The organism is Cryobacterium sp. Y57, assembly GCF_002929505.1.
In the GTDB taxonomy this organism is placed as follows: Bacteria; Actinomycetota; Actinomycetes; order Actinomycetales; family Microbacteriaceae; genus Cryobacterium.
This window is the reverse complement of record NZ_PJJL01000067.1, coordinates 153,088-166,486: the sequence shown is the minus strand read 5'-3', so window position 1 is coordinate 166,486 and position 13,399 is coordinate 153,088. Positions and strand designations below refer to the sequence as shown.

General features: G+C 63.7%; 14 protein-coding genes. 8 read left to right on the top strand and 6 right to left on the bottom strand.

Annotated elements, in window-relative coordinates; translation table 11 throughout:
* Positions 1-133: 133 nt before the first annotated feature.
* Positions 134-1,132 (top strand): DMT family transporter, encoded by a 999-nt coding sequence (locus tag CXY72_RS10405; protein WP_104127605.1) that lies wholly within the window; start codon positions 134-136, stop codon positions 1,130-1,132.
* Between the two features lie 78 nt (positions 1,133-1,210).
* On the opposite strand, the gene CXY72_RS10400 is transcribed toward CXY72_RS10405, so the two are convergent.
* Positions 1,211-1,786, bottom strand: a complete 576-nt coding sequence (locus CXY72_RS10400; RefSeq protein ID WP_104127655.1) for a nitroreductase — start codon at positions 1,784-1,786, stop codon at positions 1,211-1,213.
* Between the two features lie 10 nt (positions 1,787-1,796).
* On the bottom strand, positions 1,797-2,198 hold the full coding sequence (gene msrB / locus CXY72_RS10395) for a peptide-methionine (R)-S-oxide reductase MsrB (protein WP_104127604.1): 402 nt from the start codon (positions 2,196-2,198) through the stop codon (positions 1,797-1,799).
* 228 nt (positions 2,199-2,426) lie between these two features.
* Here msrB and CXY72_RS10390 point away from each other — a divergent pair, with 228 nt between their 5' ends.
* The 5 genes from CXY72_RS10390 (at position 2,427) to groL (ending at position 6,744) form a co-directional block, all read left to right on the top strand.
* Positions 2,427-2,744 carry a DUF3263 domain-containing protein gene (locus tag CXY72_RS10390; protein ID WP_104127603.1) on the top strand — a complete coding sequence of 106 codons (318 nt, stop codon included), beginning with the start codon at positions 2,427-2,429 and terminating at the stop codon, positions 2,742-2,744.
* Between the two features lie 56 nt (positions 2,745-2,800).
* The gene (locus CXY72_RS10385) at positions 2,801-3,364 is read left to right on the top strand and encodes a LytR C-terminal domain-containing protein (RefSeq protein WP_104127602.1); all 564 of its coding nucleotides are present in this window, start codon (positions 2,801-2,803) and stop codon (positions 3,362-3,364) included.
* Positions 3,365-3,646: 282 nt separating this feature from the next.
* Positions 3,647-3,850: a cold-shock protein gene (locus tag CXY72_RS10380; RefSeq protein WP_035834941.1), complete on the top strand. Its 204-nt coding sequence runs from the start codon at positions 3,647-3,649 to the stop codon at positions 3,848-3,850.
* Positions 3,851-3,921: 71 nt separating this feature from the next.
* Positions 3,922-4,974 (top strand): DUF3048 domain-containing protein, encoded by a 1,053-nt coding sequence (locus CXY72_RS10375; protein ID WP_104127601.1) that lies wholly within the window; start codon positions 3,922-3,924, stop codon positions 4,972-4,974.
* 141 nt (positions 4,975-5,115) lie between these two features.
* Entirely contained in the window at positions 5,116-6,744 is a 1,629-nt protein-coding gene (groL, locus tag CXY72_RS10370; RefSeq protein WP_104127600.1) for a chaperonin GroEL, read from the top strand.
* A 158-nt stretch (positions 6,745-6,902) separates the two neighbouring features.
* Here the strand turns inward: groL and CXY72_RS10365 are convergent, their stop codons facing one another.
* From CXY72_RS10365 to CXY72_RS10355, 3 genes are all read right to left on the bottom strand, one after another.
* Positions 6,903-7,193: a WXG100 family type VII secretion target gene (locus CXY72_RS10365; protein WP_104127599.1), complete on the bottom strand. Its 291-nt coding sequence runs from the start codon at positions 7,191-7,193 to the stop codon at positions 6,903-6,905.
* Between the two features lie 133 nt (positions 7,194-7,326).
* Positions 7,327-9,060, bottom strand: a complete 1,734-nt coding sequence (locus CXY72_RS10360; protein WP_104127598.1) for a HAMP domain-containing sensor histidine kinase — start codon at positions 9,058-9,060, stop codon at positions 7,327-7,329.
* Between the two features lie 31 nt (positions 9,061-9,091).
* Complete coding sequence (locus CXY72_RS10355) at positions 9,092-9,784, bottom strand: response regulator transcription factor (protein ID WP_092112483.1); 693 nt, start codon at positions 9,782-9,784, stop codon at positions 9,092-9,094.
* Between the two features lie 143 nt (positions 9,785-9,927).
* Between CXY72_RS10355 and folP the strand changes: the two genes are divergently transcribed.
* Together folP and CXY72_RS10345 are read left to right on the top strand one after the other, a co-directional pair.
* Complete coding sequence (gene folP / locus CXY72_RS10350; protein ID WP_104127654.1) at positions 9,928-10,836, top strand: dihydropteroate synthase; 909 nt, start codon at positions 9,928-9,930, stop codon at positions 10,834-10,836.
* Complete coding sequence (locus CXY72_RS10345) at positions 10,836-11,558, top strand: pyrimidine reductase family protein (RefSeq protein ID WP_104127597.1); 723 nt, start codon at positions 10,836-10,838, stop codon at positions 11,556-11,558. The genes folP and CXY72_RS10345 overlap by 1 nt, the downstream gene beginning before the upstream one ends.
* A gap of 135 nt (positions 11,559-11,693) precedes the next feature.
* On the opposite strand, the gene CXY72_RS10340 is transcribed toward CXY72_RS10345, so the two are convergent.
* Positions 11,694-13,349 (bottom strand): DNA repair helicase XPB, encoded by a 1,656-nt coding sequence (locus CXY72_RS10340; protein WP_104127596.1) that lies wholly within the window; start codon positions 13,347-13,349, stop codon positions 11,694-11,696.
* Positions 13,350-13,399: the final 50 nt, after the last annotated feature.

Below are 13,399 nucleotides of genomic sequence, written 5' to 3'. Positions count from 1 at the left end.
GCCCAGTTTATAAACTGGGCCCATGGTCACAAGGTGGGCCCAGCAGCCCAGCAGCCCAGCAGCCCATTGTTGGTCGGAAGGTCCGGGGAGGCCGAGCGGCGCGGCAACATATTCTCTCTCGTAGAATTACCGGGTGACCCAGGCCCGCGCACGAAAACGAACGGATGCGTCGGCCGCGCTTTCGGCATCCGCTGTGCCGGTCTGGCTCGCCCTCGTCTTCTCCGTGCTGATCGGCGCGTTATATGCCGTGCAATCACGGGTGAACGGCGAACTCGGGCATCGAATCGGCGACGGATTCACCGCCGCCGTCATCTCTTTCGGTTCCGGCCTGATTGTTCTCAGCCTCGGACTCATCGTGTTCCGCAGCGGACGCCGCGGCCTGCAACTCGTCGCGCGCGGCGTTGCCGCTAATCACCTGTCTTGGTGGCACCTGTTCGGTGGACTGGCCGGCGCTTTGTTCGTGCTGTCGCAGGGCCTCGTCGCCGTACCGCTCGGCATCGCCCTGTTCACGGTCGCCGTAGTGGCCGGCCAAACCGTGAGCGGCGTGCTCATGGACCGCTTCGGCATCGGGCCGGGCGGGCGACGTCCTCTGCACGCGTCCAAAATCGTTGGTGCCGTGCTCGCCCTGATCGCCGTCGCCTTCACGGTGAGCGGCGAGCTGCGCGGCAGCGGCGCGCTCTGGCTGCTAGCGCTGCCACTGATCGCCGGTATCGGCCAGGGCTGGCAGCAGGCCGTCAACGGTCAGGTGCGGGTCACTGCCCAAAGCGCGCTCACGGCGACCTTTCTAAATTTTCTCACCGGCACCATCGCGCTGGTACTCGCCGCCCTCGTGCACGGCCTGCTGGTCGGTTTCGCGTTCGACTTGCCGGGAAATCCGTGGCTGTACACCGGCGGACTCATCGGCTGCGTCTTCATCGCCGGTGCCGCGCTCGTCGTGCGCACCACCGGGGTGCTCATGCTCGGCCTGTGCATCGTGGCCGGCCAGTTGGTCTGCGCTCTCGTGCTGGATCTGCTTGCGCCGACGGCGGGGCATCCGCTCGGCGTGACGACCATCGTCGGAACCGCGCTGGCGCTCGTGGCCGTGATCATTGCCGCGGTGCGCTGGCGTCGCCCCGGCCATGTTCGCGCCTAGAACCAGCGCCCAGATCCAGCGCCTAGAACCAGCGCCCAGATCCAGCGCCCAGATCCAGCGCCTAGAACCAGCGTTCGATCACAGAACGTCGAGAAACTCGACGGGGTCTATCGACAGCCGCACACCAGGCTTGCAGTCCGCCGGAATCCCTCCGACATACAGCCATCCGAGCAGTTCCTCGTTGTCGGCGAGGCCGTGCACCGCACGCACCGCTGCCGTGCGCACGAACGGTCCGGTGCGCCACATCACACCCCAGCCGGCATCGTCGAGTAGCAGCGTGAGCAGGTGCGCGACGCCCGCCGCCGACGCATCCTGCTCCCAGTCGGCCACCTTGTCACTGGTCCGCCGCACGGCGACGACGGCAATCAGCAGTGGCGCCCGCAACGGCTTGCCGGCTAGTTTGACGGCCTCAGTGCCTTGGCAAGCGGATGCCGCCACAAATGCCGCTCCCAGCCGCTCCAACGCTTCGCCGCGTAGTTCGAGTAGGCGCCACGGCCGCAGCGCCCCGTGATCAGCTACCCGCGCCGCTGCGCTCACCAAGGGCAACAACTCGGCCCGGGTAGGCGCGGACGCCGTCACTTTGGAGTAGCTGCGCCGGCAATTGACGGCTTGGAAAACCGCAGACGGGACAACATTCGTTGTTGAAGGAGGCAGGCTCACCGCTCTACTCGGCGGGCGTGAAGGTGAGCGAGATCGAGTTCATGCAATAGCGGTCGCCAGTCGGAGTGCCAAATCCGTCGGGAAAAACGTGACCCAGGTGCGAGCCGCAGTGTGCGCAGCGGACCTCCGTGCGCACGGTGCCGAGCGACCGGTCTTCGAGCAGCTCGACCGCTTCGGGTCGCACCGACTCGTAGAAACTTGGCCAGCCGCAGTCGGAATCGAACTTGGTACCGCTCTTGAACAGCTCGGCGTCACAGGCACCGCAGGTGTACGTGCCAGCCCGACTCTCGTCGAGCAGCTTGCCGGTTCCGGGGCGCTCGGTACCGGCCTCGCGCAGCACGGCGAATTTTTCGTCGCCCAGTTCGGAGCGCCACTCGCTGTTTGACTTCTTGATTGCGTAGTCCATGGTGGATGTCCCTTCGATCCGGCCGTCCACAAACGGACAACGTCTACTCAGCCTAAACTCGTGTGGCGGTACCCGCATTCCAGGCCCGGCCGTTTCGCAGTATTTGCACGGCGATAGACCCCGCGACTCCGTCGTTCCGGGCGTGCCGGAGGCAACATCCAGTCGCTCGCAAATAGGATGAGGGCGTCGGATGTTCCGTCAAAACTGCTTTGGGGGAAAGAAACATCAATGAGTGAAAGAACACCGACCCACATACAACCTCCCGCTCCGCCCGCCAGAAGCGCAGCCGATTTGACGCAACTCAGCGAACGCGACGCAGCGGTGCTTACCTTTGAACGGCAGTGGTGGCGGCATGTCGGCGCCAAAGAAGAAGCTATCCGCTCCACCTTCAGTCTCTCGGCCGCACGCTACTATCAGCTATTGGCGGCGCTGGTCGATTCACCGTTGGCACTGGCCTTCGACCCGATGCTCGTGAACCGACTGCAGCGGATGCGTTCCGCCCGATCCGAGGCGCGCGCCAGTCGTTCGCTGCCCACTCACGACTAGTACCTGACCGCATTTCGCCGGCATGGGGCAACCGGCCAAACAAGGATCCAATCACTATGGCGCGAAAATTTGCGAAAGACCGTTTCGATACCCACATGCATGCCCTCGACCGAGTCGGTGCCCACCGTGCTCCCCGTAGAAGGGGCCGCGGCTGGATCGGGTTCTGGTGGGCGCTCGGCGCCACCGTGCTCTTGATCGCGGTCGGCGTGGTCGGAATCTTCGCGATCAACAACCGCCTCGACTTTCCCAGTATCCCCGGCTTGACGTCGCCCGGCTCGACTCCGGTCCCCACCGAGACCGCTATTCCGACCGCCGAAGCAACCGTCGACCCGGCGCTGACCGTGAATGTGTTGAACGGCTCCTCGAGCAACGGCGTCGCAGCATCCGTCAGCGACACGCTGACCGCCGCTGGCTGGGTGGTCAGCGCCACCGGCAACGCGAGCACCGACACCGAATCGATTACCGTCGTTTACTACGCCGATGCCAGCCAGGCAGGCGCCGCCCGCGGCGTCGCTGCTTTGCTGCCGGGATCGCAGATCGTTGTCTCGACCAGCTTTGTCGATTCGGGAGCGGCGCTCACCGTCGTGGTCGGCAACGACTACGTGCTGCCAGCAGGCTGATAGGTAGTAAAAACTTCGGACTTAGTGGGCATTGCCCGATTCGTCAAGCCCCTGTTCTTTCGCCGTGGCTTCAGTACTATCTGGACTTGGTCAAACATTTTGTTCGGGCAATACCCGCCCGGATCAAGAACGCTCGCCCAAGGTAACTTGCACCAGTAGGTAACTTGAAACAGAAGACTTGCTCTCGGGGATTTGCTGCTCTCACAGAATGAACGCAGTTTTTGCGACAGGGCCCGGAACAGCCAATGGGCGGTGCCGTCGAAATTGAGCAAGGAGTAACACATGGCGAACGGAACCGTGAAGTGGTTCAACGCTGAAAAGGGTTTCGGCTTCATCACTGTCGATGGAGGAGGGCAAGACGTTTTCGTCCACTACTCCGCCATCGACATGAGCGGGTACAAAGTTCTTGAAGAAGGCCAGCAGGTCGTCTTTGAGGTCGGTGCCGGAGCGAAGGGCCCCCAGGCTGAATCGGTTCGACCGGCCTGACACACCCCGTAATCGGGGTCTGTCCCCCACCTAATGCCGCCCGCTGCAACGGGCGGCATTAGTGTTTACCGGTGACCAAGAAAAAGATAACCCGCAAGACACGACCGTTGAAGTCCGCGATCCTGCTCACTCTGATCGTGCCGGCACTGCTGCTGAGCGGATGCTCCGGCGGTAGTGCGACGCCGACCCAGACTCCAACTCCCGCTTGGGCTTCGGGCTATGTTGCCCCCGCCGCCACGGAGATCGCACCGCTTACCGGTATTGCTGTAGCAGTCGGGTCGTCGGCGCATCCCTCCCTCGCAGTCAAGATCGACAACCACGTGGCCGCCCGCCCGCAGGTCGCGATCGACCGCACCGACCTCGTGTTCGAAGAACTGGTCGAGGGTGGCATCACCCGGTACGTCGCCGTGTGGCAGTCGAGCATTCCCGACCAGGTCGGGCCGGTACGGTCGATCCGCCCGATGGACCCCGATATTATCGCCCCGTTCGGCGGCCTCGTTTCGTATTCGGGCGGGCAGCAGCAGTTTGTCGATGCCATGACCGCAACCGGTCAGATCAGCGCCATCTTCGACTACGACACGACCGGTTTGTTTTCCCGTTCGAAAGCTACCGCGGCCCCGCATAACGTAATCCTCGCCGCCTCGGAATTCGCCAACCGCAACGTTACAGTTGCCTCGCCTGCGCAGCAGTACTCCTATGCGCCCACGCTCGCCGGGGCATCCGCTGTCGTGGACGGCGCTCCGATTTCAGTGATCAACACGCGGTTCTCCAGCTCGAGTGCCCGCAGCTGGACCTGGAATGCTGAAGCCACCGCTTACCTGCGCGCGCAGGACGGCGCGCCCGACCTCACCGGCGACGGTGTGCAGCTGGCGGCCACCAATGTTGTGGTGCTTCGGGTAGACGTCACCGTCGACCACAGCATCCCCAAGACCGAGCTCATCGCTTCGGGCGAGGCGTCGATTTCGACCGGTGGAAAGACGCTCGCGGCCACCTGGAGTAAGAGCTCTCAGACCGCACCGATCCGCCTTGTCGACGCTCATGGAGTAACAATTCGGCTAGCTCCGGGCAATACCTGGTTTCAATTGGTGCCCAACGGCACCGGCTCGACCGATCTCGTTCCCTGACGGTCTGTAACTGGCCCGGCGTAACCCCAGATGCTCGCTTGCACTCTCGACCCCAGAGTGCCAGAATCGATTTAGCACTCTCGTCACCTGAGTGCCAACCCCATCATCGTTTGGAACGTCCGGGAGGGACGAGTTACACATATGGCAAAAATCATTGCATTCAATGAAGAGGCCCGTCGTGGGCTTGAGCGCGGCCTGAACATTCTGGCCGACACCGTCAAGGTCACCCTCGGCCCGCGCGGCCGCAACGTCGTTCTGGAGAAGAAGTGGGGCGCCCCCACGATCACCAACGACGGTGTGTCCATCGCCAAGGAGATCGAACTCGACGACCCGTACGAGAAGATCGGTGCGGAACTCGTCAAAGAGGTCGCCAAGAAGACGGATGACGTTGCCGGCGACGGCACGACCACCGCAACCGTCCTGGCCCAGGCCCTGGTTCGCGAAGGCCTGCGCAACGTCGCAGCCGGCGCTGACCCGATCAGCCTGAAGCGCGGTATCGAGAAGGCCACGGCTGCTGTCATCGCCGAGCTCATCGCCAGCGCCAAGGAGATCGAGACCAAGGAAGAGATCGCCGCGACCGCGTCTATCTCCGCCGGAGACACCGAAATCGGCGCGATCATCGCCGAGGCCATCGACAAGGTCGGCAAGGAAGGCGTTGTCACCGTCGAGGAGTCGAACACTTTCGGCACCGAGCTCGAGCTCACCGAGGGCATGCGCTTCGACAAGGGTTTCCTGTCGGCGTACTTCGTCACCGACCCTGATCGTCAGGAAGCGGTCTTCGAAGACCCCTACATCCTGATCGTCAACTCCAAGGTCTCCAACATCAAGGACCTGCTTCCCATCGTGGACAAGGTCATCCAGACCGGCAAGCAGCTCCTCATCATTGCGGAAGACGTCGACGGTGAGGCCCTGGCCACGCTCGTTGTGAACAAGATCCGTGGCATCTTCAAGTCTGTCGCCGTCAAGGCTCCGGGCTTCGGAGACCGTCGCAAGGCTCAGCTGCAGGACATCGCCATCCTCACCGGTGGACAGGTCATCTCGGAAGAGGTCGGCCTCAAGCTCGAGAACGTCACCCTCGACCTGCTTGGTAACGCCCGTAAGGTCGTCATCACCAAGGACGAGACCACGATCGTCGAGGGTGCCGGTGACGTCGAAGCCATCGCCGGTCGCGTTTCGCAGATCCGTGCCGAGATCGAGAACACGGACAGCGACTACGACCGCGAGAAGCTCCAGGAGCGCCTCGCCAAGCTTGCTGGCGGCGTTGCTGTTATCAAGGCCGGAGCTGCTACGGAGGTTGAGCTCAAGGAGCGCAAGCACCGCATCGAAGATGCAGTGCGTAACGCCAAGGCTGCCGTTGAAGAGGGCATCGTCGCCGGTGGTGGCGTTGCACTCATCCAGGCTGGCAAGACCGCATTCGAGAGCAAGGCTGTCCTTGACCTCGTCGGCGACGAGGCAACGGGCGCCAACATCGTGCGCGTCGCCATCGATGCCCCGCTCAAGCAGATCGCGCTCAACGCCGGCATGGAGCCGGGCGTCGTCGCCGACAAGGTGCGCAACCTGCCCGTTGGATGGGGCCTCAACGCCGCCACCGGCGAGTACGTCGACATGATCGCTGCCGGAATCAATGACCCGGTGAAGGTCACCCGTTCCGCGCTGCTGAACGCGTCGTCGATCGCCGGACTGTTCCTCACCACCGAGGCTGTCGTCGCCGACAAGCCCGAGAAGAACTCGGCTCCGGCCGGCGACCCCTCGGGTGGCATGGACTTCTAAGTCCGAGCCAGCACCAACAAACACCACACAGTGGGCGTCTCCCTCGGGAGGCGCCCACTGTGTGTTTTTCAGACGGCCGCCCGTGAGTTTGTGGTCTCAGGGCGCACGCAACTCATTGCTGAAGGGATGACCGGCAACCCCAGGATTACAGCGGATACCTATCGCACAAACAGACGGGTGTTCGCCTGCTCGGTCTCGGCGTACTGCTGCCCGGCAACACTCAAGGCCTGATTGAGCAGAGTCAGGCTCTCTTCCAGCTGCTGGTGCATCCCGCGCCACTCGGCGAATGCCCCTTGGAAGGCCGCGGAAGCCTGGCCGGTCCAGAAGCCTTCGAGGCTGGTCAGCTGGGCGTTGAGGTCGCCGACATCTGCCTGCACGCGCGCAATGGTGCCACGGGCGGTACTCGCCGTGCTTTGTACCGCATCGCTGTCGACCTGAAAGCTTGTCATGGTGTGCCCTTCTCCTACATAACAGTGGTTGGTGACTGTGAGAGTAGAAGGCGGGCGGGCGGCATCCGCTCGTCGAAACGGATCTGTGCGCGCATGCCGCCGCTGGTGGCCTGTGGAGGATACGGCGAAATAGCTACGGAATGACGGGCTGCGCGCGCTGCGGGGCGCTGGGTGAGCCGGCCAGTGGGAGTGACACGCGAAAAGTCGCGCCTCCACCCGGGGTTTCAACGACATCGACCGTGCCGTTGTGGCTCGCGACAATCGCCGCGACGATCGCCAGGCCGAGCCCGCTGCCGCCGGTTTCACGGGCGCGCGAGGAGTCGGCGCGCCAGAAGCGCTGAAAGATTTTCTCTCGAATCTGCGGTGGAATACCTTCGCCGTGGTCGATCACGGCGATCGATGCGCGCTGGGTGTGCGAATCCACCATGACTTCGAGTTCGATCGGGCTGTCAGTGGCGGTGAAGCGCATCGCGTTGCCCATGAGGTTGGTGATGACCTGGCGAATCTTATTCTCTTCAGCCATGACGATCGGTGGTAGTTGCGTATTCACCGGCACCGCGGTCAGGTCGGCGTCGGGCATGACGGGGCTTCCCCGACGGGGCTTGCGCGTGCGCAGCCGGGCCAGGGTGGCTCCGGCAAAGGCGATCGCTCCGGTTGGTGTGCCGGTTCCCGACGGCCGGGTTATGGTGCCGGTGGTGACGCTCTCCGATGCGTCATGCCCGACGGGAAGAATTTCACCCGAGTGCCCGTCAAGAGTCACGTCGTTGTCGTCGCCGCGTGGCCCCACCGGCGGGGGGGGAGTGAGTACGGTGACTTGGCGGCCGGGGGAACTGGCCATCGTGTCGAGGGCGGCGTCGCGGGCCAGCGGAACGAGATCGACCGGGGTCAAAGCCAGCGGCTTGGTCTCATCGAGACGGGCCAGTTCGAGCAAATCCTCGACCAGGCCGCCCATGCGAATAGCCTCTTTTTCGATGCGTTCCATGGCTTGGGCAACATCTTCGGGCGTCTGCAGCGCGCCCATGCGGTACAGCTCGGCGTAGCCACGAACGGAGACGAGGGGGGTGCGCAATTCGTGGCTCGCATCGCCGACGAAACGGCGCATCTGGTCGATGGTGCGGGCGCGGTCCTTGAAGGCACGGTCGATGCGGCTGAGCATGATGTTGAGCGAACGGTTGAGGCGGCCGACCTCGGTGTTCGGCGTGGCACCACCGAGACGCTGACTGAAGTCACCGTCGGCGATGGCAGCTGCGGTCTGCTCTGCCTCACGCAGCGGCACGAAGGTGGTCGTGACGAGCACCCGGGTGAGCATGGCCCCGATCAAGACAACGCCAGCGCCGAAGCCGAGAAAAATCGTGAGGTAGGTAGCCATGGTGTTCTCGGTCGGCCGCAGCGACACCGCCATGACGAGGGTGCCATAGGTGCCGGTGGGGCTGATCACGACGGGAACCATGATTGCGTGGAACTCGGTGTCGTGGGCAGCGTCCCACAAGGTTTGGATCTGCCCGTCAAGTTGAGAGACCCGTTTCAGGTCGAGCGGCATGCCCACGACCGGCAGTTCGGCGTGTGTGCGTTCCTGCCAGGTACGCGTGATCAGGGTGCCGTTCTGGTCGTAGAGTGCTACGAAGTAGTCCGACGCGACGCCCTCGGTGTCTCCCTGCGAGAATACGCTCGACGAGTAGCCGCTAAGCGCGGTTTGCGTGTCGACCTGCAGCTGCGTGTCGACCTGCGTCACCACGTACTGCTTCAGCATTGCCATGGTGCCGATGCCCGAAACGAGCAGGCCGAGAGTGAGCATCAGGACCGTGACGCCGGTGATTTTGGAACGGAGGGAGATGCTGCTCCACCGTCTCGACAGGGTTTCGTGCATGATGGCTTCAGCCTACGAAAGTTCTCTGGGACTAAGCCTTGGCAGCCTTGAGCATGTAGCCGAAGCCACGCTTGGTCTGAATGAGTGGTTCGCTCGAGTGCACATCGACCTTGCGACGCAGGTAGGAAATGTAGCTCTCCACAATTCCGGCGTCACCGTTGAAGTCGTATTCCCAGACATGGTCCAGAATCTGCGCTTTGGACAGCACGCGGTTGGGGTTGAGCATGAGGTAGCGCAGCAGCTTGAACTCGGTAGGGCTCAGTTCGATGGCTTCCGTGCCGACGAGAACCTCGTGGGTGTCCTGATCCATGGTGAGCTCGCCAGCACGGATCACGGCGTCTTCGTCAGCGTGCATGGTGCGACGCAGGATCGCCTTGATGCGGGCGACGATCTCGTCGAGGCTGAATGGCTTGGTCACGTAGTCGTCACCGCCGACGGTGAGTCCGGTGATCTTGTCTTCGGTGTCGTCCTTGGCGGTCAGGAACAGGATCGGGGCGGTATAGCCGGCCGAACGCAGGCGTTTGGTTACCCCGAAGCCGTTCATGTCCGGCAGCATGACGTCGAGAATGATGAGGTCCGGTTCCTCCTCGAGTACAGCGGAGATGGCTTGCGCGCCATTGCCAACAGCGCGCACGGCGAAACCGGCGAAACGGAGGCTGGTGGTGAGGAGATCGCGGATATTGGGTTCGTCATCGACGATAAGGATTCGGGGGCCGTCAGTCATGACCCCAGTATCTGCGCGTTAGCTGGAGCTTTGCTGATAGTGCACGGTGTGTACGGAGATGGGTGGCAGATATCCGTTGCGCGACCCGGATTACCGACATGATGGTCATGGACGATCGATTCGCTTCACAGGTGAGGACCGCTATGAACCGCACGACCCCCGAAACAGCACAGACGTTGCCTCGAATAGATGCCCCGCGCCGGGTGATCGGCGGCCGTACCTTCAACTTCGATCGAGAAGTGGCCGTGATGGCCATCGTCAATCGCACGCCGGACTCGTTCTACGACCAGGGCGCAACGTTCGCGCTCGACGCATCCGTTGTGGCGGCGCATCAGGCAATTGCCGATGGGGCCGACTGGATCGACATCGGCGGTGCCAAGTTCGCGCCCGGTCCGGCAGTGCCTATCGAGCAGGAAATCGACCGTGTGGTGCCGGTGGTCGAGGCACTGCGCGGCTCAGGCGTGGTCATCTCGGTCGATACTTTTCACCCGGCAGTGGCCGCCGCGAGCATCGCCGCCGGCGCGCACGTGATCAACGACACTACCGGAGTACACGATCCGGCCATGGCTGACATCGTCGCGGACAGCGACGCCACCCTCGTGATAACCCATAGCCTGGCAGCGCCGCGTAGGCCCTACCCGGCGCCGCACTATGACGACGTCGTCGCCGATGTCAGCGAGTTTTTGCTGGCCCGGGTCGACCGGGCTATGGGACGCGGCGTTTTGCGAGAGCGAATCATCATCGACCCGGGCCACGATCTCAACAAGACCACCAGACACTCGCTCGAGCTGACCCGGCGGCTCGGCGAGATCACCGCACTCGGCCTGCCGACTTTGGTTGCCGTGTCCAACAAAGATTTTGTGGGGGAGAGCCTGGACCGACCACGCGGTGAACGCGTGGAGGGTTCTCTGGCAGCCATGACGGTGTGTATTTTGCAGGGTGCCCGCATCGTGCGCATGCACAACGTGCGGGCAGCCGTCGACGCCGTGCGCATGACCGAGGCCATCCTCGGCTTTCGTGAGCCCGCCTACGAGCGCCACAACCTCGCCTGATGCGGGCCGAACTGCCGCCTCGGGCCGAACTGATCGAGCACTACCGAGTGGCCGTCCGATCGGTGCCGTGGGTGCGCGTCAACTTCATCACCAGCCTTGATGGTGCTGCAACGCACGAGGGGCTCAGCGGCGGCCTGAACAACGCCGACGACAAAATCGTCTTCGACACCTTACGGCTGCTTACCGACGTCATTCTGGTCGGTGCCGGAACGGTGCGCGCCGAGGGCTACGGCGGCATTCTCCTGCCAGCGGATGACGTGACCTGGCGCGTGCAGGCCGGCTTGGCCGCCCAGCCCCGGATCGCAATCGTGTCGGGACGGCTGGATCTTGACCCCGGGCATCCGGTTTTCACGAATGCGGCGACCCGACCAATTGTGCTGACCCATGCCGCAGCGCCGACCGACCGGCGGGCCGCTCTCGCCTCGCGCGCTGATGTGGTCGACTGCGGCGAAGACCGGGTTGACCCGCGACGCATGGTGGCGGAGCTCGCTGAGCGCGGCCTGCCCCAGATTCTCTGCGAGGGCGGTCCACACCTATTCGGAGACCTCGTGGCGGCGGACCGCGTCGACGAGCTCTGCTTGAGCCTCGCCCCGGTACTCGAGGGGGGTTCCGCCGGGCGCATCGCCGTCGGGACGAGCGCGGCGATCCGCGCTATGGAATTGGTGCACGTGTTGCGCGCGGCAGACATGCTGTTCCTGCGGTATGCCCGTCGACAATCTTGAGCTGAGCTGAGCTGAGCTGAGCCGGGCAGGCGGCATGCGCTGGGCCCACCTTATGGTCCTGGGCCCAGTTTATAAGCTGGGCCGGGGGACGGGGCCCGGGCCCCGTCCGTACTGACAGGGGTCAGGTGACATGGGTCAGGCGACCAGGGTCTGGGCGGTAAGGCTCTGGGCGTCGAGGATCGTGTAGCTGTAGCCCTGTTCAGCAAGAAAACGCTGGCGGTTCTGCGCGAAGTCCTGGTCGACGGTGTCGCGGGCGACGAGCGTGTAGAAGTTCGCCGACAGGCCAGATTCCTTCGGGCGCAGCAGTCGTCCGAGGCGCTGGGCCTCCTCCTGGCGGGAGCCGAACGAGCCAGACACCTGGATGGCTACGGTCGCCTCGGGCAGGTCGACCGAGAAGTTCGCGACCTTCGACACCACGAGTACCTTCACCTCGCCCACGCGGAACGCCTGGTACAAACGTTCGCGTTCGTCGATCGGGGTGGCACCGGTGAGCTGGGGGGCATGCAAGACCTCGGCGAGCTCATCGATCTGGTCGAGGTATTGGCCGATCACGAGGATGCGTTCGCCATCGTGCTTCTTGATCAGCGCCTGCACCACGCTGAGCTTGGCCGGCGCGGTCGCAGCCATGCGGTAGCGCTCATCGTCCGCTGCGGCGGCATAGCTGAGTCGCTCGGACTGCGGCAGGTCGATGCGCACCTCGTAGCAGTTGGCCGGGGAGATGAAGCCCTGGGCCTCGATCTCCTTCCATGGGGCGTCGAACCGCTTCGGGCCGATCAGGCTGAACACGTCGCCCTCGCGGCCGTCCTCGCGCACCAGAGTGGCGGTGAGACCGAGGCGGCGGCGCGCCTGCAATTCGGCGGTGAGCTTGAACACGGGTGCCGGCAACAGGTGTACCTCGTCGTAGATCACCAGGCCCCAGTCCATGGCGTCGAGCAGCTCCAGGTGGGCGTACTCGCCCTTGCGCTTCGCCGTGAGGATTTGATAGGTCGCGATGGTCACCGGCTTGACCTCTTTCACCTGTCCGGAGTATTCGCCGATCTCCTCCGGTGTCAGCGTCGTGCGCTTGAGCAGTTCGTCGCGCCATTGGCGGGCCGAGACGGTGTTGGTCACCAGAATGAGCGTGTTGGTCTTTGCGGTGGCCATGGCCCCGGCGCCGACGAGGGTCTTGCCAGCGCCACAGGGCAACACAACGACGCCGCTGCCGCCGTCAAAGAAGCTCGCTACGGCCTTGTTCTGATAGTCACGCAGCGCCCAGCCGTCTTCCTTCAGCGCAATATCGTGCGGGGTGCCCGGCGTGTACCCGGCAAGGTCCTCGGCGGGCCACCCGAGCTTCACCAGTTCCTGCTTGAGCTGCCCGCGCGCCCAGGCCCCGACGAGATACGTTTCCGGGGAAGGATGCCCGATCAATAGTGGCGCAATGCGCTTCGCCCCGGCGATCTCGGTGAGAACGGCTTGGTCACTGCTGTGCAGTACGAGGGAACCCTCGGGGTCACGTTCAATGACGAGTCGCCCATAGCGACCGACCGTCTCGGTGATATCCACACTGACCGTCTGAGGTATCGCGAATTTAGAATACTTCTCGAGCGTCGCGAGCATGTCGGACGCGTCGTGCCCCGCCGCCCGGGCATTCCACAGGCCCAGCCGGGTGATGCGGTAGGTGTGAATGTGCTCGGGGGCGCGTTCGAGCTCTGCGAAAACGGCGAGGTCGTGACGAGCATCCTCGGCAAGAGGATGGGCAACTTCGAGCAACACCGTGCGGTCACTTTGCACAATCAGGGGGCCATCAGACATAACCCCAAATTCTACGCCCGTTCGGCAGTTTTTACGGTACCGGTCGCTGC